17 protein-coding genes are annotated in these 19523 nt (G+C 62.0%); 7 read left to right on the forward strand and 10 right to left on the reverse strand.

All coding sequences use genetic code 11. From position 1 onward, the window contains the following. Position 1: 1 nt before the first annotated feature. The 5 genes from ACJO2E_RS05990 to ACJO2E_RS06010 all read left to right on the forward strand — a co-directional run bounded on the left by ACJO2E_RS05990 (position 2) and on the right by ACJO2E_RS06010 (position 5943). Positions 2–1411, forward strand: coding sequence for a sodium:solute symporter family transporter (locus ACJO2E_RS05990; protein WP_406962775.1), 1410 nt, complete (start codon positions 2–4; stop codon positions 1409–1411). Continuing rightward, entirely contained in the window at positions 1408–2373 is a 966-nt protein-coding gene (locus ACJO2E_RS05995) for a metallophosphoesterase family protein (RefSeq protein ID WP_406962777.1), read from the forward strand. The genes ACJO2E_RS05990 and ACJO2E_RS05995 overlap by 4 nt, the downstream gene beginning before the upstream one ends. Positions 2374–2506: 133 nt before the next feature. Beyond that, positions 2507–3022: a diaminobutyrate acetyltransferase gene (gene ectA, locus ACJO2E_RS06000; RefSeq protein WP_406962779.1), complete on the forward strand. Its 516-nt coding sequence runs from the start codon at positions 2507–2509 to the stop codon at positions 3020–3022. Between the two features lie 156 nt (positions 3023–3178). Continuing rightward, on the forward strand, positions 3179–4447 hold the full coding sequence (gene ectB, locus ACJO2E_RS06005; protein WP_406962781.1) for a diaminobutyrate--2-oxoglutarate transaminase: 1269 nt from the start codon (positions 3179–3181) through the stop codon (positions 4445–4447). Between the two features lie 53 nt (positions 4448–4500). Further along, on the forward strand, positions 4501–5943 hold the full coding sequence (locus tag ACJO2E_RS06010; protein ID WP_406962783.1) for an aspartate kinase: 1443 nt from the start codon (positions 4501–4503) through the stop codon (positions 5941–5943). 221 nt (positions 5944–6164) lie between these two features. Here the strand turns inward: ACJO2E_RS06010 and ACJO2E_RS06015 are convergent, their stop codons facing one another. From ACJO2E_RS06015 to pdxH, 5 genes are all read right to left on the reverse strand, one after another. Next, positions 6165–6611, reverse strand: a complete 447-nt coding sequence (locus tag ACJO2E_RS06015) for a DUF3429 domain-containing protein (RefSeq protein WP_406962784.1) — start codon at positions 6609–6611, stop codon at positions 6165–6167. Next, complete coding sequence (locus tag ACJO2E_RS06020; protein ID WP_406962786.1) at positions 6608–6913, reverse strand: DUF6482 family protein; 306 nt, start codon at positions 6911–6913, stop codon at positions 6608–6610. Before ACJO2E_RS06020 ends, ACJO2E_RS06015 begins: the two co-directional genes overlap by 4 nt. An 80-nt stretch (positions 6914–6993) precedes the next feature. Further along, positions 6994–7599 (reverse strand): DNA-3-methyladenine glycosylase I, encoded by a 606-nt coding sequence (locus ACJO2E_RS06025; protein ID WP_406962788.1) that lies wholly within the window; start codon positions 7597–7599, stop codon positions 6994–6996. Between the two features lie 5 nt (positions 7600–7604). After that, positions 7605–8387, reverse strand: a complete 783-nt coding sequence (locus ACJO2E_RS06030; RefSeq protein ID WP_406962789.1) for a 4'-phosphopantetheinyl transferase family protein — start codon at positions 8385–8387, stop codon at positions 7605–7607. After that, complete coding sequence (pdxH, locus tag ACJO2E_RS06035) at positions 8356–8991, reverse strand: pyridoxamine 5'-phosphate oxidase (protein ID WP_406962790.1); 636 nt, start codon at positions 8989–8991, stop codon at positions 8356–8358. The genes ACJO2E_RS06030 and pdxH overlap by 32 nt, the downstream gene beginning before the upstream one ends. A gap of 93 nt (positions 8992–9084) precedes the next feature. Between pdxH and ACJO2E_RS06040 the strand changes: the two genes are divergently transcribed. Both ACJO2E_RS06040 and yfbR read left to right on the forward strand, forming a co-directional pair. Further along, positions 9085–11844 carry a DUF748 domain-containing protein gene (locus tag ACJO2E_RS06040; protein WP_406962792.1) on the forward strand — a complete coding sequence of 920 codons (2760 nt, stop codon included), beginning with the start codon at positions 9085–9087 and terminating at the stop codon, positions 11842–11844. Further along, positions 11841–12446: a 5'-deoxynucleotidase gene (gene yfbR / locus ACJO2E_RS06045; protein ID WP_406962794.1), complete on the forward strand. Its 606-nt coding sequence runs from the start codon at positions 11841–11843 to the stop codon at positions 12444–12446. The genes ACJO2E_RS06040 and yfbR overlap by 4 nt, the downstream gene beginning before the upstream one ends. A 34-nt stretch (positions 12447–12480) precedes the next feature. On the opposite strand, the gene ACJO2E_RS06050 is transcribed toward yfbR, so the two are convergent. The 5 genes from ACJO2E_RS06050 to ACJO2E_RS06070 form a co-directional block, all read right to left on the reverse strand. Further along, positions 12481–13587: a GGDEF domain-containing protein gene (locus tag ACJO2E_RS06050; RefSeq protein WP_406962796.1), complete on the reverse strand. Its 1107-nt coding sequence runs from the start codon at positions 13585–13587 to the stop codon at positions 12481–12483. A gap of 330 nt (positions 13588–13917) precedes the next feature. Next, the gene (gene nirD / locus ACJO2E_RS06055; protein ID WP_406962798.1) at positions 13918–14286 is read right to left on the reverse strand and encodes a nitrite reductase small subunit NirD; all 369 of its coding nucleotides are present in this window, start codon (positions 14284–14286) and stop codon (positions 13918–13920) included. Between the two features lie 170 nt (positions 14287–14456). Further along, positions 14457–16964, reverse strand: coding sequence for a nitrite reductase large subunit NirB (gene nirB, locus ACJO2E_RS06060; protein ID WP_406962799.1), 2508 nt, complete (start codon positions 16962–16964; stop codon positions 14457–14459). Positions 16965–17000: 36 nt separating this feature from the next. Continuing rightward, positions 17001–18224: an NAD(P)/FAD-dependent oxidoreductase gene (locus ACJO2E_RS06065; RefSeq protein WP_406962801.1), complete on the reverse strand. Its 1224-nt coding sequence runs from the start codon at positions 18222–18224 to the stop codon at positions 17001–17003. Positions 18225–18556: 332 nt separating this feature from the next. Beyond that, entirely contained in the window at positions 18557–19393 is an 837-nt protein-coding gene (locus tag ACJO2E_RS06070; protein WP_406962814.1) for an ABC transporter ATP-binding protein, read from the reverse strand. Positions 19394–19523: the final 130 nt, after the last annotated feature.

The following is a 19523-nucleotide window of genomic DNA, read 5'->3' on the forward strand; positions in this document are numbered from 1 at the left end:
AATGACCGGCACCGAAGCCACCCTGTTTTGGGGATTTCTCATCGTATACGGAGTGGTGATGTACGCCCTTTCACCCCGGAGCCGCAATGCGGCGTCCTTCTACCGGGGCGCCGATGACCAGGGCCGGCCAGTCGGTCAGTGGTCACTCACCGCCTCCATCTTCATAAGCTGGATCTTCGCCAAGTCCGTGACCAATGCTGCCAACCTGGGGGCGGCCTACGGGGTCACCGGTGGCCTGGCCTACGCCGCCTACTGGCTGTCGATTCCGGTGGCCGGGTACATCATCTACCTGATCCGTACCCAGACCGGGGCTGGCAGCCTGCAGGAATTCCTGACCTCCCGTTTCGGGCGCCTGGCGGCGCTGAGCTTTGCCGCCGCCATCCTGATACGGCTCTACAACGAGGTCTGGAGCAACACCGCCGTGGTGGGTGGTTACTTCGGCAGCCCCGGAGACTGGCCCTACTACACCGCTGCCGTGGTGTTCACCGCCTTCACCCTCGCCTACAGCCTCAAGGGCGGCCTGCGCAGCTCCATTTTCACCGACATGATCCAGGCGGTGGTGTTCGTGTTCTTCGTGGCGGCGGTATTGTTCCTGATCATCCCCGCCAACGACACGGGTGCCCTGCTGACCAACGGCGAGTTCCGCCTGGATGCTGGCATGGACCTGCTGCTGGTGGCCGGGCTGCAGTTGTTCAGCTATCCGTTCCACGATCCGGTCCTCACCGATCGGGGCTTTGTGAACCGGGAGAAGACCATGCTCAAAAGCTTCGTGGTGGCGGGACTGCTGGGTTTCGTGGCGGTCTTTATCTTCAGCCTGGTGGGGGTGCATGCCCGCCTCAATGGCATCGACGCGGGCGGCAATGCCCCGGCGGCCGTGGGCCAGGCCCTGGGGCTGACCGCCCTGTTCCTGATGAGCGTGGTGATGATGACCTCCGCTGGCTCCACCCTGGATTCCACCTTCTCATCCTTCTCCAAGACCATCGCCGTGGACCTGCCCCGGCTGGCGCGGCGGGCCGCCGACAGGCTGCCCAGCATGAAGGTGGGGGCGGTGGTGATGATCATCTTCGCCATCCTGGGTAACCTGCCCATGTTCGCGGGGACCGATATCCTCAAGGCCACCACCATCTCCGGTACCATGGTGATGGGCCTGGCCCCGGTGTTCCTGTTCTATGGCTTCACCCGCTGGTCGCCCTGGAGCTTCCACCTGAGTTTCTGGAGCGGCCTGACCCTCGGGGTGCTGCTGACCGTGGGCTGGATTCCGGACTCCTGGGCCATTGGCGAGGGCGCCTATGCCCTGCTGCTGGGCACCAACGCCTGGGGCATCCTGATCTGCACCGGCGGCTTCTTCCTGCCCCTGGTGATCCGCCGGCTGGCCGGGCGCTCTGTTCCCGCCGCCGAGGCCGGGTCATGAGTGAGGGGCGCGCCTGTCCGCTGCATTACCGGTACCGGCCCGAAGACCTGACCCGCGAGCCCGTGGCCTGCGACGCTGACGTGCTCTATGTGGTCGGTGGCCTTTATGGCAATCCCCTGGTGCTGGATGAAATCGAGGCCATGGCCCAACGGGAGCGGGCGTCGGGGCATCGGGTGCATCTGCTGTTCAATGGCGATTTCAACTGGTTCAACGCCAGCGACGAGCTGTTTGTCACCATCAACCACCGGGTACTGGACCATGATACCATCACCGGCAATGTGGAGTACGAACTGGCCCGGCCAGGGGATGGCGCGGGTTGCGGCTGCGCCTATCCGGATTTCGTGGACGATGCTGTGGTGGAGCGGTCCAACCGTATCATGGTGCGTCTGCAGGGCATTGCCGCCAACCACCCGGAACTCCAGCAACGGCTGGCCCGGTTACCCCGTTACCGGTGCCTGATGTTTGGAGGACTAAAGGTTGTGGTCCTCCATGGTGATCCCGAATCCCTCGCAGGGTGGGGGCTGTCCCACGAGGAACTGGGCGCTCGGGGCAACGGGCAACTGGCAAGCTGGTTTCGCCAGACCGGGGCCGATGTCCTGGTCAGCACCCACACCTGCCTGCCGGTGATGCGGGCCCTGGAGGTGGATGGCCGACAGCGGTTATTCCTCAACAACGGCTCGGCGGGAATGGGCAACCTGGCTGGTAGCAGCGCCGGCCTGTTGGTCAGGATTGCCCGGTCCGCACCGTCGGAGGCGGCGTACGGGCTGCCTTCCAGTCTTCCCGTCAGTGCCGCCCTGGAACCGGTGCGGTTTCCGCTGTCTCCCTGGCTGTCGCTGTTCGATGCCCTGTGGCCTGAGAATACTGACGCTGCATTGTCATATCGCCATCGTATTCTGGGCGGTACTTCCCTGACCCAGGAGCAATTGCGGGCGGGCACTGGAATATCTGAGGAAATCATCTAATATTTACGGTAGTGGGACATGAAAAGGATAGTGTGGCCGTGCGCCCCGGGTTTGTGGCCGCAGGGCATCCGGTTGATTTTTCTTTTGTGGTCTATATAATTCACCACTAACGTTTGCAGCGAAAAGGCTGAGCATGACAACCGAAGGTTCAAATACCACCGCCATCACCCTCCGCAAACCGGTGAAGGATGATGGCTACCGGCTTCACCGGCTGGTGGCGGAATGCCCCCCGCTGGACCCCAACTCGATTTACTGCAACCTCCTGCAGTGCAGCCACTTTGCCGACACCGGCGTGGCGGCGGAGATAAACGGCGAACTGGTCGGCTTCATCTCCGGTTATATTCCTCCCCAGCAGCCCGATACCGTTTTTGTCTGGCAGGTGGCCGTGCATGAGAAAGGTCGCGGCAAGGGGCTCGCCAAGAAAATGCTCAAGGAAATCGTGGGCCGCGACGAGTGTCGCCGGGTAACCCATATGGAAACCACGATTACCGAGGACAACGAAGCCTCCTGGGCGCTGTTCCGTTCCTTCGCCCGGGACATGGGTGCTGAAGTGAAGTATCACGAGCATTTCGAGAAGGAAATGCACTTCGGCGGCCAGCACGACTCCGAGTTCCTGCTTCGTATCGGGCCCTTTACCCAGAAGGGCTGAGTCGACCGCAACCACACCGTTTCAACGGGCCGGCAGAGGGTTAGAGGAACCTCTGCCAATGATGCCCCTGACACTGTGCGGACTGCCGGTCGCGACCGATCCCCGTCCGGCAGCCGCATTTCCACCTCGAACCTATACATGCTAAGAGGCAAGACAATGGAAATCTTCAAGTCTACTGAATCCGAAGTACGCGTTTATTCACGGGCTTTTCCGGTGATCTTCAACCGGGCCAAGAACGCGCACCTGTACACCGAAGACGGCAAGGAATACCTGGACTTCCTCGCCGGCGCCGGTTCCCTGAACTACGGCCACAACAACGACGTGCTCAAGAAGGCACTGCTCGAATATGTTGAATCCGACGGTGTGAGCCAGGGCCTGGATCTGTTTACCACCGCCAAGCACGACTTCATCGAGTCCTACAAGAAGCACATCCTTGAGCCCCGTGGCCTGGACTACAAAATGCAGTTCACCGGTCCCACCGGCACCAACTGCGTGGAAGCGGCCATGAAGCTGGCCCGCAAGGTGAAAGGCCGCACCGGCATCATCTCCTTCACCAACGGTTTCCACGGGGTGACCACCGGCGCCGTTGCCGCCACCGGTAACAAGCACCATCGCGGTGGCGTGGGTATGCCGCTTGGTAATGTGGATTTCATGTTCTACGACGGCTACCTGGGCGAAAATGTCGATACTCTGGCCATTATGGACAAGGTACTCTCCGACGGTTCCTCCGGTATCGAGACCCCGGCGGCGGTCATTGTGGAAGCGGTACAGGGCGAAGGTGGCCTGAATGTGGCCCGCGCCGAGTGGCTCCAGGGTCTTGAGAAGCTCTGCGAAAAGCACGACATGCTGCTGATCCTGGACGATATCCAGGCCGGTAACGGCCGTACCGGTGAGTTCTTCAGCTTTGAGTTTGCCGGCATCAAGCCGGATATGGTCACCGTGTCCAAGTCCCTGAGCGGCTACGGCCTGCCCATGGCGCTGGTGCTGTTCAAGCCGGAACTGGACATCTGGGCTTCCGGTGAGCACAACGGTACCTTCCGGGGTAACAACATGGCGTTTGTGACCGCCCGTGCCGCGGTGGAAACCTACTGGAAGGACGATGCTTTCGCCAACGAGGTGAAAGCCAAGACCCAGGTGCTGGGCGACGCCCTGCAGGCCATCTGCGACAAGTATCCGGGTGAGTTCCACGTCAAGGGCCGTGGCCTGATGCGGGGTATCGAGGCGAAGAACGCCGAGCTGACCGACGCGATCACCGGCCGCGCTTTCGAGAAGGGGCTGATCATCGAGACCAGTGGTCCCAACGATGAGGTCATCAAGTGCCTGATGCCCCTCACCACCAGTGAGGATGACCTGAAAAAAGGTGCTAAGATTCTGGCTGAGAGTGTGGACGAAATCATGCAGGAAGGGATCAGCGAGGCGTCGTAAGATACCTCCAACCTCCCTGGCCATTCATTCTGCAGGTTAATGACGGAAACACCATGACTAGCCAATTGCATACCGTTGAGAAGATCGGCGGTACCTCCATGAGCAACTACGAGGCGGTCCGCGATAACATCATCATCGGTGGCCGCAAGAAGGATGAGCTGTACCAGCGCATCTTCGTGGTGTCTGCCTACGGTGGCGTCACCAACGAGCTCCTGGAACACAAGAAGACCGGCGAGCCGGGCGTTTACGCCCTGTTTGCCGATGCCGAGTCCGACTGGGCCTGGGGCGACGATCTCACCAAGCTGGTGAAGTTCCTCACCGATATCAACGGCGAGCTGTTCGCCGATCCCATGCTCAAGCAGCAGGCGGACCAGTTCATCACCGATCGTATTGAAGGGGTCCGCGGCTGCCTGATCGATCTGCAGCGGCTGTGTTCCTACGGCCAGTTCCAGCTTGAGGAACACCTGCTGACTGTGCGCGAAATGCTGGCAGGTATCGGTGAGGCTCACAGCGCTTTCAACACCGCGCTGAAGCTTCAGCAGGAAGGCATCAACGCCCGCTTCGTGGATCTCACCGGCTGGCGCGACAACGAACTGCTGCCCCTGGATGAGAAGCTCAAGCAGGCTTTCGATGCGGTCGACCTGACCCGCGAACTGCCCATCGTGACCGGTTATGCCCAGTGCAAGGAAGGTCTGATGCGCACCTTCGACCGGGGCTACAGCGAGATGACCTTCAGCCGTGTTGCGGTGATCACCGAAGCCCGCGAAGCGGTTATCCACAAGGAATATCACCTGAGTTCCGCCGACCCCAACATCGTCGGTGCCGATAAGGTGGTCCCCCTGGGGCGCACCAACTACGACGTGGCGGACCAGTTGGCCAACCTGGGCATGGAGGCCATCCATCCCCGGGCCGGCAAGGGCATGCGCCAGAACGAGATTCCCCTGCGGGTAATGAACACTTTCGAGCCGGAGCATACCGGCACCCTGATCACCGGCGACTACGTCAGTGAGAAGGCCCGGGTGGAAATCATCGCCGGCGCCAAGGGCATCTTCGCCATCGAGGTGTTCGATCAGGACATGCAGGGGGAGCCGGGCTGTGATCGGCGGATCCTGGATATCCTGACCCGCTTCAAGGTGCGCTTCGTGTCCAAGGACACCAACGCCAACACCATCACCCACTACGTGGACAGCACCCTGAAACACGTCAAGCGTGTGGTGAAGGCCTTGGAGGAAGAGTTCCCCAATGCCGAACTCAGCACCCGCAAGGTGGCCCTGGTGTCCGCCATTGGCAGTGACATGAAGGTGCCGGGCATTCTGGCCCGCTCGGTGAAGGCGCTGGCCGATGAGGAAATCAGTGTGCTGGCCCTGCACCAGTGCATGCGCCAGGTGGATATCCAGTTCGTGGTGGACGAGGATCACTACGAGAAGGCCATCGTGGCCCTCCACGGTGTGCTGATCGAGCCCCATAATCACGAATACGCCATCGTGGCGGCCTGAGTGCCCCTCCTCGGGCGGACGGGTTATTGGCGGGTGGAACCGGTCGCTTCACCCGCTGGTAAGGGAGGATGTCTTGCCTCCTGACCAGGACACCCGGTACCAATGTGCCGGGTGTCCTCTGGTCCCTCTACCCTTCCCGCCATACCCTGACAGCACAGTCCTTTGACCCGCGCCCCCGTTGTGCCGCTTCGATAGAGTGCCCGAACGTCGTGATCCTGCTCTCAGAGAAGACGGGTCCCTGCCAGCACCATCAGTTGACAGATAACCACCACCGCCGTCAGCAACAGCCTTAGCTGGCGATACCATTGTGGCCAGTAGTTGTAGAGCCAGCGTACATCGATCAGGCACAGGGCGATGTAGAGCAGTGGGTAGATGATCGCCCGCCAGCCCAGGGGGAGCAGCAGCGTCAGGCTCCCGGTGAGGAACAGCACCTGGCTGATCATCAGCGTGACCATGGGCGACAGGGGGTAGCAGCGGTTCTCCAGTTGCATGGCCACCGGCCAGTAGACCCCCGACATGAAGGCCAGGATGCCGGCACTGTAGATGTAGAACCACTTCATCAGCCAGTCGCTGTAGGCCGGTACGAGGAATAGTCCGAAGGCGCCGATAAGGAACGGGATCAGGCCTGTCAGCCCCACCAGGATGGCCAGGCGCTTGACGGCAATCACCGGTCCTGCCTCTGCAACCGGATGCGCAGGGGAGCCACCGGGGACGGTGCCATACCCACCATTTCGTTGTAGGCCGAGGCGTGTACCACCTCGGTGCGGGCAATGGGGATCTCCCTCAGGGTATCCTGGACTTCCCAGCTACTGCGGAACAGCCGGGTGCGGCCTTTCGGGTCGGACAGTATCAGGGTCTGGTCTCCGATCCGCAGGCGAGCCATATAGCGCTGGCCCTCCAGGGACAGGATTTCCATTAGCGTGACCGGGCCGGTATCGGCCCGGTAGAGTTCGGCGAGGGTAATACGCACAGGCAGATCCCCGGTGGTGAAGGAACGGTTCCATATGCGGGTTTGTACGGGAACGGGTCAGGTGGGGATCATCCGGCGGCTCAGAAAAGGGGTGCTTTCGTCCCCAGCTCGCGGCAGGGCCCGTGGGCCGGGCACTGCACCAGGTGATCGTTGACCATGCCGGTGGCCTGCATGAAGGCGTAGACAATGGTCGGCCCGACAAAATTGAACCCCTGTTTCTTCAGTGCCTTTGACATGGACTCGGCCTCGCCGGTGGTCACCGGAACCTCCTCGAATGCCCGCCACTGGTTCTGGATGGGACGGTAGTCCACGAAGGACCACAGAAATTCGGCGAAGGATTCGTCCCGTTCCCGGAATGCGAGGAAACCGCGGGCGTTACGGATGATGGACTCCACCTTTAGCCGGTTGCGGATAATGCCGGGATTGGCCAGCAGTTCCGCCACCTTTGCGTCATCGTAGCGAACGATCTTCTCGGGATCGAAGTGATCGTAGGCCTCCCGGTAGCCCTGCTGCTTGCGCAGGATGGTGATCCAGCTCAGGCCCGCCTGCTGGCCATCCAGGCACAGCTTCTCGAACAGGGCCAGGTCGTCGGTCTCCGGTCGGCCCCAGACGGTGTCGTGATAATCCACATAGAGCGGGTCGGTACCGCACCAGGGGCAGCGTTCATCGTCGTTTGGCTGATTCATGACCGTCACTGTCCGTTCTCCTTTGCCGCTGCTGTCTGCTGCAGCGGGCAGATCACCCAGGGCTGTTCCCCCAATCGCTCCAGTTCCGCCGGCTGCATGTGGGCTTCGTCGTTGTTGTGGACCAGGTGGAGCTGGGGCGCCGCCTCGGCGGATTCGTCCTGCCAGACCACCGCAATCATGAAGCCTTCCGCCTCGGTCAGGGCAGCGTGCCAGTTCTCTCCGGGCCGGTCTCCGGTCAGTTCCAGGTCCGCGGTGACCTCCAGGGTGCGAAGGTTGTTGGCAATGCCCCGCCCGGTGGCCTTCAGCCAGGCCTCCTTCAGGGTCCAGGCCTTGAGGAACGACTCCTGGCTGGACTGGGCCAGCAGCCAGTCCTGTTCCTTTTCCGTGAACCAGCGGCGTACGATCCGGCGCCAGTTGGAATCCCGGAACACGGGTTCGATGTCCACGCCGATACCCCGGTGGGAGGATATCCCGCAGGCGGACATGCCGTGACTGTGGCTGAGGGACAGGAACCAGCCCTCCGGGTCGGCAGAGGCAACCGGTCGGCCATGCACCGGCCGGCACAGATGGGGTGCCTTGCCACTGACGCCGTAGAGGGACTGGCGAATCAGCCATCGGCTGTGGACGTATTCCATGAGCCGCCCGGTGGCCATGCTGGAGGCCACCTCACGCTCATACTCGCCCAGCCAGTCGGGGAAGTCGTACGGCTCCAGGGGCTGGCGGCCCAGCCACACGGAAACGCTGGCGCGCACCGGCTCAGGGTTGGAGTCGTTGGATGTTCCAGCCATCGGGGCTCCTGAGGTATTCGAAACGGTCGTGCAGGCGGCTTGGTCGCCCCTGCCAGAATTCAATGCGGTGGGGAACGACCCGGTAGCCGCCCCAGAACGAGGGTAGCGGCACTTCCCCTTCTCCGAACCTGCGTTTGATTTCGGCTACCTTCTGTTCCAGCAACCCACGGGAACGGATCACCCGGCTCTGTTCGGAGACCCAGGCCCCGAGCTGACTGCCCCGGGGGCGGCTGGCGAAGTAACGCAGGGACTCCGCCTTGCTGACGCGACTGACCTCGCCCTGGACAATCACCTGCCGGTTGAGGCCGATCCACGGGAACAATAACGCAGCCTTCGGGTTTTCTTCCAGTTCCCTGGCCTTGCGGCTGCCGTAGTTGGTATAGAATACGAAGCCTTCGTGATCGAAGTATTTCAGCAGCACCGTGCGCAGGTCCGGCTGCAGGTCCGACCCGGTGGTGGCCAGGGACATGGCATTGGGTTCCAGGATGCCGGCTTTGCGGGCATCGTCGAACCAGTGCTCGAACTGGCGGACAGGATCGCTGTCCAGGTGCTGGCGATCAAGGCCTTCACTCTCGAAATCGCGGCGCATATCACCTATGTCCATCGGGCTTTCCTGCTATAAAGGTTGGGTTCGGATCGTCGGTTCTATATTCTTTCAGGATCAGGTGCACTTGAGAACCGCAAAGGAGTCGATGCATTGACCGAAACTGCCCAACGCAAGCCCGCCTACCGCCGGTGGTGGTTCTGGTTGCTGGTTCTGGGGCTGGTCTATCTGGTGACAGGCTTCGGCCTGATCCCCCTGTACCTTTCCTCGGCCCTTCCCGAGCGGTTGCAGCAGCACCTGGGCTGGACCGCCGGGTTCGACGAGGTGGGCTTCAATCCGTTTACCTTTTCCTTCTCGGTTCAGGAACTCTCCGCCACCGACCCGGAGGGTGAACGGGTACTGGCGGTTGAGGAACTCCAGCTCAACCTGGGGCTGATCGACCTGATACGGGGGACGATCCACGTGGAGCACCTGGAACTGGATAACCCGTTCCTGCGTGTGGACCTGTTGGAGGGCAGCCGGCTCAACCTTATCGAGGACTGGCGTAATCAGCAACAGGCGACTGACGACGGTGACGGCGACGAGGACGCGGAACAGCCTGTGCCCTACCACGTGGTGCTGGATGAAGCCCTGATCAATGGGGGGCGCCTGCGGTTCCGGGACTTTACCGATGGCGCCAACGGCAGATCCCGGGAAATCGTCATCGAGTCCCTGGGGCTCACCCTGTCGGACGTGACCAGCCGCGAGCGTGAGGAGCAGGAGCCCGGAGAATACACCGTGCAGGCGGTCATGGGTGAGCAGGTGCTGGACTGGAGTGGCACTCTCAACCTGGTGCCGTTGTGGTCCAACGGTCGCCTGTCTCTCTCCAATGTGTCAGCGGAGACCCTGCAGCAGTGGCTTGGGCACCATCTGCCCTGGTCGTTGCAGGATGGGCGACTTTCCCTGTCCACCGCCTTCCAGTTCGCCTATGACGACCAGGGGGCGGCCCTTGCCACCCGCAATGGCCAGGTGACGGCCCGCCGACTGGCACTGGCGGACCCGGACACGCCGGAGGAGACCCTGGCGAGTGCCGGCCACCTGACCCTGGACAGCGTGGCCTTTAATCTGGAGGGCCCCGAGCTGGTGGTGTCCATGATCCAGGGGGAAGAGCTGCACCTGAACGCCGTCATGGACCAGGAAGGGCAGTTGAACCTCACCAGGCCATTACAAGTCATGTCCGGGGACGAGGACGATGGCGGACGTGCTGGCAGTGGCTTTCGCTGGTCGGTGGGCAACCTCGCCATCAGCAACAGCACCGTGGACTGGCGGGACAATCGTCCGGACTCGCCGGTGGAGCTGACCCTGCAGGAGCTGGAGCTCAACCTCGGCGCCATGACCGAACAACTGGAGGAACCCATCAGTTACCAACTCCGGACGGCGCTCGCCGGGGGTGGTAGTGCCTCAGCCAATGGCCAGTTCACCCTGCACCCGCTGACCTTCGAGGGCGGCGTCAACCTGGACCAGGTGGTGCTGGCTCCCTTCAACGGCTATATACAACAGGGCAGTCAGCTGCAGATTAACGACGGCACCCTGAACCTGGCCGGCAATATCGATATCGATGTGCAGGATGACCCCCTGACAGGTACCTTCAGTGGCCGTGGCAGCATCAGCCATTTCAACGGCCAGTTCCCGGATGAGGACGAACCGGTGGTGGTGTGGCGGGAACTGCGCCTGGATCCCATCGAATACAACTTTGCACCGGCACGCCTGGAAATTGGCAGCGTCACGGTATCCGAACCGGAACTGAGCGTGATCAACTATCGCGACAGACCTCACAATGTCACCCGTCTGCTGCAGCCGGTGGTCCCTGACAATGGTGTTGCCGCGGATGGGGAAGCTGCGGCTGACGGGACCGACGCCCCCGATGAGGGGCTGATATTCCGGCTGGGGCAACTGGAACTGGCCAATGCCGAGATCCGGTACACCGACTACGTTTCGCAGCCGGCGTTCAGTGGCAGGGTCCATGACCTGGAAGCGTCGGTCTCCAATCTCAGCAACATCACCCCCCAGGAAGGGCAATTCAACCTCAGGGCCACCGTCAGCGACTCCGGCGAGTTGCAGGCGGACGGCACTATAGCCACCCTGGGTACCGACAACCCCTCACGCCTGTCCGTGACCATGGACGGCCTGTCCATGCCGGTGCTGAACCCCTACTTTGCCTTCTATCTGGGTTATCGGGTCGACGGTGGCAAGCTGTCCTCGGACGGTAACTACACACTCCGGGGAACCCGGCTTGAATCCGATACCACCCTGACCCTCGATCGGCTGGAGTTGGGAGAGGCCGTGCAGAGTGACAGCTCGGTAACGGCCCCGGTCAAGCTGGGCCTGACCTTGCTGCGTGATGACGATAACCGGGTCACCCTGGATCTGCCGGTCAACGGCGACCTGGCGGACCCGGAGTTCGATCTGGGGCCGGTGATGATGAGAACCTTCCGCAGTGTGCTGGTTAAGACGGCCATGTCACCGTTCAGCCTGTTGGGCTCCGTGGTCGACCTGGCGGGCTTTTCCCCGGATGAACTGGGTGAGGTGGCGTTCCTGCCGGGGGAGACCACACTGGTGATGGGTGAATACACCAAAATGGAAACGGTTGCCGAGGCGCTCAAGGCCCGTGAGGGGCTGGTTCTGGCTATTCGTGGCCGGGCCCTGGAATCCGTTGACCTGCCCGCCCTGGAAGCCGGACTGGCCGAAGATGAAACCCTGCAGGAGGGGGCCCTGGAAGGTCTGGCCGAGCAGCGGGGGCAGACACTCAGGCGATTGCTGACAGACGAATACGACGTGCCCGCCGAGCAGATTTTCCTGCGGGCCCACAGGGTGGAGCCGGGCGAGGATGAGGCTGACCAGGTGGCCATCGAGTTCCAGCTGGAGGCAAGATGAGCGGGCGGCGCGCCAGCCATTTTTTCGCCTACATTGGTCGCCTGCGGTGGATTCGCCGCTGGGGGTTGATGCGCAACGCCATCGAGGAAAACGTGGCCACCCATTCCTGGGAAGTGGCTACCATCGCCCATGCCCTGGCCGTCATCCGCAACCGGGTGTGTGGCGGCAGCGTCAACCCGGAGACAGTAGCCACAGCGGCCCTTTATCATGATGCCACGGAAGTGATCACCGGTGACATGCCAACACCGGTGAAGTATCACTCTGCGGTCATGCGGGAGGCATTCCGGGACATTGAACACAAGGCGTCGGACGAACTGCTGGCCCTGCTGCCGGAGCATCTGCGGGGGGACTTCGCGCCCTATATCCAGGAATCCCGGTGGGACAGTGATGTCACGGAACTGGTCAAGGCTGCCGACCGCCTGTCCGCGCTGCTCAAGTGCGAGGCGGAGATACAGGCGGGCAACCGCGAATTTGAACCCGCCGCCCAGCAGATACGGCAACGACTCGAAGAGGAGAACCTGCCGGAGGTGGATTACTTTCTGGAGGTGTTCGCGCCGGGCTATAGCCAGCCACTGGATCACTTGCTGGGTGGTGAGCAATAGCGTCCGTGCCATGAGTGTCCTGGAATGGTCACGCTCAGGCCGCCAGCACCTGGTTGCGACCGCTGTTCTTGGCCTGGTAGAGGGCTTCGTCGGCCCGCTTGAAGGTGATCTCCAGGGATTCCCCGGGCTGATGCAGGGCCACGCCCTGGGAGACGGTCACCCGGTAGCCTTCCGGCAGGGCATCGAACCTCAGGGCCTCCACCGCGCGACGGATACGCTCCGCGGCGGGCACGGTAATATCGGGTGAGGTTTCCGGGAAGATGATCAGAAACTCCTCGCCGCCAATCCGACCGATGTAATCCCCCTTGCGGATGGTGGCCTCGATGGTGCGGCTGACCTTGCGCAGTATTTCATCCCCCGCCTGATGCCCGTAGGTGTCATTGATACGCTTGAAGTGGTCGATATCCAGCACGCTGATACCCAGGGCCTTGGGGCCGGCGGTCTGCCGGTCGCTGCGGGCGACTTCCCGTTCGAACTGTTCCATCACGGTACGGCGGTTGGGCAGGCTGGTGAGGGGGTCACGGGTGGCCAGTTCCACCAGTTCCAGGTTGGCATGCTTGAGCTCCCGGTTGCGGGTCCCGAGCTGTTGGCGAAGGTGGGAGATGAAACTGCCCAGGTAAGCGATGATGGACAGTACCGAACCATAGGCAAACAGGGTGACGGCTTCCAGTGGCCAATAGACGTAATCCGGCCTCAGCCAGGTGAGCAGGAGGACCAGCGACAGGTAGCCGAGCCAGAACAACCACGCGATGGTCAGCATCTGGCGACGGTTCAGGGCAAGGGTGCCGAACATCAGTCCGCCCACCGCCAGTAGCAGGAAAACCAGGCGCCCCTGGGGCAGGGCCACGAAAAACATGACATAGAGCGAGGGCACCACGGGCCAGAGGATCTGGAACATGGTCATACTCGGGTCGCGAAAGCGGAGGTTGATGCCGAACTGCAATACCAGCACCAACAGTGTGCCGATCAGTATGCTGCTGGCAAAGAACACCATCACTGGAGCCAGCGGCAGGAAGCCCCCCAGATAAAGGCCGGTGACGGCCAGGGCGGTGCAGGCGTGATTGGCAAACCCCCAGATCATGCGTTTCAGGCGGAGGGACTGGGCACGCTGAATCCTTTGTTCGATGCTTTCTGCCGACATGTTTCGAACGATTTTTATACAGTTGTTTTAAAGTGCGCCAAGATTATCACGAAATCGGACCATTGAGACGCCAGCGCATTACAAATATCGCCTGCAACCCTACAGGTCCATTAATTCGGGGATAGATGAGGTCCTTATGGGTTGGCCGCTACAGAACACCGCTTTAACTGTAGCAGAATCATGCTGGTATTGACGGTTTTGTTTCCGGCTTGAGGGGCGTTGACGATCAGGTAAGTAAAAGGCCGGGGCGGGTGTGATTTCCACCCCGGCATAAGGGGAACAGCGGGGTTGTGTCCAGTGAGGTCAGGAACCGTTCCGGCAATAATGCTTTCAGGCCGCTTCGTAGTCGGCCCTGGCCTTGCTGACTTCCAGCCGTACCGCGTTGCCATCCAGCAGTACCTGATAGGTTTTTACTTTGACGTCCTCGTCTTCCAGGCATTGGCCGGTGACCAGGTTGAAGTGTTGCTTGTACAGGGGCGATGCCACCACGGGCTGACCTTTCAGGTCGCCGGTGATTCCCCGGGCCAGTACATTGGCGCCGCTGAACGGGTCGGTGTGGCTGATGGCGAATAGCGCTGGCAGGCGGTGCGGAATATAGAAAATGGCGACCGGCCCATCCTGGGTCCAGACGGCGATGCCGGATTCAGGCACCAGGTCATCCACGGTACAGACGATGTTCCATTGACTGGTGGTTTTCATGGTATCTCTCCTTCGATCAATCGTAATAGGTCATGCGGTCTATCCAGGAGTTGTGGTGGCGCTGGGAGCTATTTCTGCAGGGAATCGTTGTCTGAGCGCAGCGAGTTTTCGATTTCCGGAAGAAATAGCTCCCAGGGTCGCCACAACGGTGTCACGACGAACCTGAATGTTCAGGCCGGCTCCAGCAACGGACGGCGCTGCTCCCGCTCGGTGGTCCACTGTTGCACCGGGTCCTTCTTTTCGGGCGCGTTAACGAACTCGCGGAAACGCTTACGCTTCTCCGGATCCTCGACGGCGGTCTTCCACTCGCACTGGTAGGTGCCGACCAGGTCCGCCATGTGCTGTTCCAGTTCCTCACCGATGCCCAGGCTGTCTTCCAGTACCACCTTCTGCAGGTATTCCAGGCCGCCCTCCATGTTCTCCATCCACACGCTGGTGCGTTGCAGGCGGTCGGCGGTACGCACGTAGAACATCAGCACCCGGTCAATGGCCCGGATCAGTTCCTCGTCACTGAGGTCGGTGGCGAACAAATCCGCGTGGCGGGGGCGCATGCCGCCGTTGCCGCAGACGTACAGGTTCCAGCCGTTCTCGGTGGCGATCACGCCAATGTCCTTGCTCTGGGCCTCGGCGCACTCGCGGGTACAGCCGGACACCGCCATCTTGATCTTGTGTGGGGAGCGCAGGCCCTTGTAGCGGTTCTCCAGGAAGATCGCCATGCCCACGCTGTCCTGCACCCCGTAACGGCACCAGGTGCTGCCAACGCAGGACTTCACCGTGCGCAGGGACTTGCCGTAGGCGTGGCCGGTCTCGAAGCCGGCGGCGATCAGTTTTTCCCAGATCTCCGGCAGTTCGCTCAGGGTGGCGCCGAACAGGTCCACCCGCTGGCCGCCGGTGATCTTGGTGTACAGGTTGTAGTCCCTGGCCACCTCACCCAGCACGATCAGCTTCTCCGGGGTGATCTCGCCTCCGGGCACCCGGGGCACGATGGAGTAGGTGCCGTTCTTCTGCATGTTGGCCATAAAGGTGTCGTTGGTGTCCTGCAGGGGCACATGGTCCGTGGCCAGGATATGGTCGTTCCAGCAGGTGGCCAGGATGGAGGCCACCGCCGGCTTGCAGATATCGCAGCCATGGCCGCGACCATGCTGTTCGATCAGCGTGCGGAAGGTGCGGATACCGTTCACCTTGACGATGTTGAACAGGTCCTGACGACTGTAGGGGAAGTGCTCGCAGATGTCCTTGCTGACTTCCACGCCACGTTTCTCCAGTTCACTGTCCACCACATTCTTGAGCAGGGCGGCACAGCCACCACAGCCGGTGCTGGCCCTGGTGTCCGCTTTCACGGCACCCAGGTCGGTAGCACCAGCGTCGATGGAGCAGCAGATATCACCTTTGGTAACGTTGTGACAGGAACAGATGGAGGCTGTTTCCGGCAGGGCATCCGGCCCAAGGGCCGGGGCGCCGCCCTGGCTCTCAGGCAGGATCAGGGATTCCGGATTGTCCGGCAGGTCGATGCCGTTGAGGGCGTATTGCAGCAGGGTATCGTAGTGGCTGTTGTCGCCCACCAGGATGGCACCCAGCACTTTCTTGCCGTCCTCACTGACCACCATACGGCGGTAGTGTCCCGCTTTCTCGTCATTGAAGCGGATGTTGCGAGCACCAGGAGTCCTGGCGTGTGCATCACCGATGGAGCCCACGTCCACGCCCAGCAGCTTGAGCTTGGTGCTCATGTCGGCGCCGGTGAAGGCGGCCTCGCTGTCGTTGTTCAGGGCTGCTGCCAGAGTACGGGCCATGGTGTAGCCCGGTGCTACCAGGCCGAAGATCTGCTGGTTCCACAGGGCGCACTCACCAATGGCGTGGATATGCGGGTCGGAGGTGGTGCACTGGTTGTTGATCACGATGCCGCCACGTTCACCGATCTCCAGGTCGCAGGACCGGGCCAGGGCATCCTGGGGGCGGATGCCGGCGGAGAACACGATCAGGTCCGTTTCCAGGAAGGACTCGTCGCTGAAGTTCATGCGCAGGCGGCAGTCTTCGCCGTCGACAATGCCGGTGGTGGCCTTTTCGGTGTGTACCTGAACGCCCAGCTCCTCGATCTTGTGGCGCAGCACGGCACCGCCGTCCTCATCCAGCTGCACCGGCATCAGGCGCGGGGCGAATTCCACCACATGGGCACTCAGGCCCAGGCTCTTGAGGGCATTGGCGGCTTCCAGGCCCAGCAGGCCACCGCCCACCACCACGCCGGTTTTCGCACCGGCGGCACAGGCACGGATGGCGTCCAGATCGTCCAGGGTGCGGTAGACAAAGCAGTTGTCATTGTCCTTGCCATCAATGGGCGGCACGAACGGATAGGAGCCGGTAGCCAGCACCAGCTCGTCGTAGGCGTAGCTGCCCTTGGGCGTGGTGACGGTACGGGCCTGTCGGTCGATGCCGGTGACCTGCTCGTGCAGGTGCAGGTCGATGTCGTTGTCCGCATACCAGTCGGCGGTGCCCATGGCCAGGTCGGCGTGGGTGGAGCCGCCGAAGTATTCGGACAGGTGGACGCGATCGTAGGCGAGCTGCTTTTCCTCGCCGAAGACGATGACGTTGTACTCGTCCGCCGCCGGGGTCGCCATGAACTGCTCCAGGAAGTGGTGGCCCACCATGCCGTTGCCGATGACGATCAGGGTCTTGTTACTCATGGTCTGTTTCCTCTCTCAAATCTTTTAATCCGGTAATCAGGCTGCCTGTTCGCAGTAATCGGGGCCGAAGGCGAGGGTGGCCCGCCAGGGCGTCATATCGCGGCCCTGCTGGATCTGCTCCGCGTACCAGGGGCCATCGGTGGTGTCGCCGAAAAGCACCGTGCCCACCAGGCGACCGTCCTTCAGCAGCAGGCGGCAGTAGCGATCCTGTTCGTAGTCCTGCCAGACGATGGACTCGGTCTGGTCGTTGTCGTCGTCGGTCTGACCGCAGGAGAAAATGGGGATGCCGCTGATCTTCAGTCGGGTGGGCTGGCTGGCGGTATGGAAAGCCTGCCCGGTGGCCGGGTCCCCGAGCACGTCCGCCAGTACCTGGGCCTGCTGGTAACCCGGGTCGACCAGGCCGAAGGTCTGGCCGTCGATCTCGCAGCACTCGCCCAGGGCGAAGATGGCTGGGTCGCTGGTGCGCAGTTGCCGGTCCACCTGGACACCCCGGCCGCAATCCAGCCCGGCGGAACGGGCCAGCTCGGCGTTGGGGGTGATGCCGGCGGCGGTAATCACCAGGTCGGTGCTGATCAGGGTGTCGTCGTCCAGTTGCACGGCACGCACACAGCGTTTGCCCAGCAGCGTGGTCGGAGAACGGCCGGTACGGATGGTCAGGCCCCGCTCCTCCAGGCCGTCGGCCAGCAACTGACTGCCGGTGGTATCCAACTGACGGTTCAGCAGGTAGGGGTTGCGGTGCAACACGGTTACCGCCATGCCCCGGCAGCGCAGGCCTTCGGCGGCCTCCAGGCCCAGGAAACCGCCGCCGATCACCACGGCACGACCGTGGCGCTGGCTGAGTTCGATCAGCCGGCGGGTATCCCGCAGGTCCCGGAACGTCAGCACGCCCTCCAGGTCCTCGCCGTCAATGCCGAGCGGCGCCGGACGGGCGCCGGTGGCCAGTACCAGGGCGTCGTAGTGGAAACGATGGCCGTTGGCGGTCTCCACCTGCTGGTTGTCACGGTCAATGCTGACCACCGGGTCGCCATAATGGCGCTCGATGCCCGCCTCCTCGAACCAGTTGTCTTCCTTGAGCCGGATCTGCTCCATGGTGGCCTCACCAGCCAGCACGGATGACAGCAGCACGCGGTTATAGGCCGGATCCGGTTCCGCACCCAGTACCACGATCCGGCTGAACGGATGGCCACTATCGTGCAACCGCTCCAGCAGCCGCTGGGCGACCATGCCGTGTCCGCAGATGACCAGTGTGTTCGAGTCCATGTGGCTGCTCCTGTCTGTCCGGGTTGGCATCGGCGGGACGAAAAAAAGCCGGAGCATCAAGCCTCCCGAAGGAGAACGATGGTCCGGCGCCAATGCCAACAACGATGTTCTGTGAAGTCCTTAGGCCCGAAGGCCCCGTGACTTCCTGATGGTCCAGCCAATCCATGGCCGGGACGATCATCCGTACGTTAGATAAAGCGAGTACCGTGCCAGCATGGAATAATCCATGAAATTCATGTGGATAAGGTATTTTCGGGGTTATCGGTCCGGAGTGGGAATGCCCTGTAAGCGTTCACCACCCCGGATTTCTGCACCGACATTGCACACAATGCTCAGGCGATGGCCTGAAGATCGCGCCGCTCGTCGTCGGTGACTTCGCCGTCCTGGCCGTCATCCTTCTGCTGCGGTTCCTCCTGACCGGGGAAACGCTGCTTCTCATAGAGGAACGACAGCACCGCCTGCCGGTAATGCACATAGTCGGGATCATCCGCCAGGGTCACCCGATCCCGCGGCCGCGGCAGGTCAATGGCCAGGTCCTCGCCCACCGTGGCGGCGGGGCCATTGGTCATCATGATGATGCGATCCGACAGCAGCACCGCCTCGTCCACATCGTGGGTGATCATGATCACCGTGTTGTTCAGATCCTTCTGGATCTCCATCAGCGAATCCTGCAGGTGCGCCCGTGTCAGCGCATCCAGCGCCCCGAACGGCTCGTCCATCAGCAGCACGCTGGGTTTCATGGCCAGGGCCCGGGCAATGCCCACCCGCTGAGCCATCCCGCCGGAAATCTCCCCGGGGCGCTTGTCGATGGCATGGTCCATATGCACCAGCGCCAGGTTATGGAGAATCCACTCCTTGCGTTCCTTCTTGCTCATGGACTTGCGGAACACCTGCTGCACCGCCAGCTCCACGTTCTCGTACACCGTCAGCCAGGGCATCAGCGAGTGATTCTGGAACACCACCGCCCGCTCCGGCCCTGGTGTGTTCACCTCCTGCCCGTCCAGCACACAACCACCCTGGCTGGCCTTCAGCAGCCCGGCGACGATGTTCAGCACGGTGGACTTGCCGCAGCCGGAGTGGCCGATCAGGGAGACAAACTCCCCCTTTTTGATCTTCAGGTTCAGATTGTCCAGGGCAATAAAGGGCCCAGACGGGGTATCGAAAGCCATCTGGACGCCGGTCAGTTCAAGATGTGATTTACTCATGGTTGTTCTCCCCATAGTTGGAGGAGCAGTGGGTGGGGGAGCCGGTTGCCGGACCGTCGAAAAGAGGGACCTTTTCGACGAGCCTACATGGACG

The organism is Marinobacter shunpengi, from assembly GCF_045449695.1.
GTDB lineage: Bacteria > Pseudomonadota > Gammaproteobacteria > Pseudomonadales > Oleiphilaceae > Marinobacter.

Bases quoted from the DNA above. Each gene is read 5' to 3' on its own strand.
- ACJO2E_RS05990 (WP_406962775.1), top strand. From the start codon at position 2: ATGACCGGCACCGAAGCCACCCTGTTTTGGGGATTTCTCATCGTATAC.
- ACJO2E_RS05995 (WP_406962777.1), top strand. From the start codon at position 1,408: ATGAGTGAGGGGCGCGCCTGTCCGCTGCATTACCGGTACCGGCCCGAA.
- ectA (WP_406962779.1), top strand. From the start codon at position 2,507: ATGACAACCGAAGGTTCAAATACCACCGCCATCACCCTCCGCAAACCG.
- ectB (WP_406962781.1), top strand. From the start codon at position 3,179: ATGGAAATCTTCAAGTCTACTGAATCCGAAGTACGCGTTTATTCACGG.
- ACJO2E_RS06010 (WP_406962783.1), top strand. From the start codon at position 4,501: ATGACTAGCCAATTGCATACCGTTGAGAAGATCGGCGGTACCTCCATG.
- ACJO2E_RS06025 (WP_406962788.1), bottom strand. From the start codon at position 7,599: ATGAATCAGCCAAACGACGATGAACGCTGCCCCTGGTGCGGTACCGAC.
- ACJO2E_RS06030 (WP_406962789.1), bottom strand. From the start codon at position 8,387: ATGGCTGGAACATCCAACGACTCCAACCCTGAGCCGGTGCGCGCCAGC.
- pdxH (WP_406962790.1), bottom strand. From the start codon at position 8,991: ATGGACATAGGTGATATGCGCCGCGATTTCGAGAGTGAAGGCCTTGAT.
- yfbR (WP_406962794.1), top strand. From the start codon at position 11,841: ATGAGCGGGCGGCGCGCCAGCCATTTTTTCGCCTACATTGGTCGCCTG.
- ACJO2E_RS06050 (WP_406962796.1), bottom strand. From the start codon at position 13,587: ATGTCGGCAGAAAGCATCGAACAAAGGATTCAGCGTGCCCAGTCCCTC.
- nirD (WP_406962798.1), bottom strand. From the start codon at position 14,286: ATGAAAACCACCAGTCAATGGAACATCGTCTGTACCGTGGATGACCTG.
- nirB (WP_406962799.1), bottom strand. From the start codon at position 16,964: ATGAGTAACAAGACCCTGATCGTCATCGGCAACGGCATGGTGGGCCAC.
- ACJO2E_RS06065 (WP_406962801.1), bottom strand. From the start codon at position 18,224: ATGGACTCGAACACACTGGTCATCTGCGGACACGGCATGGTCGCCCAG.
- ACJO2E_RS06070 (WP_406962814.1), bottom strand. From the start codon at position 19,393: ATGGCTTTCGATACCCCGTCTGGGCCCTTTATTGCCCTGGACAATCTG.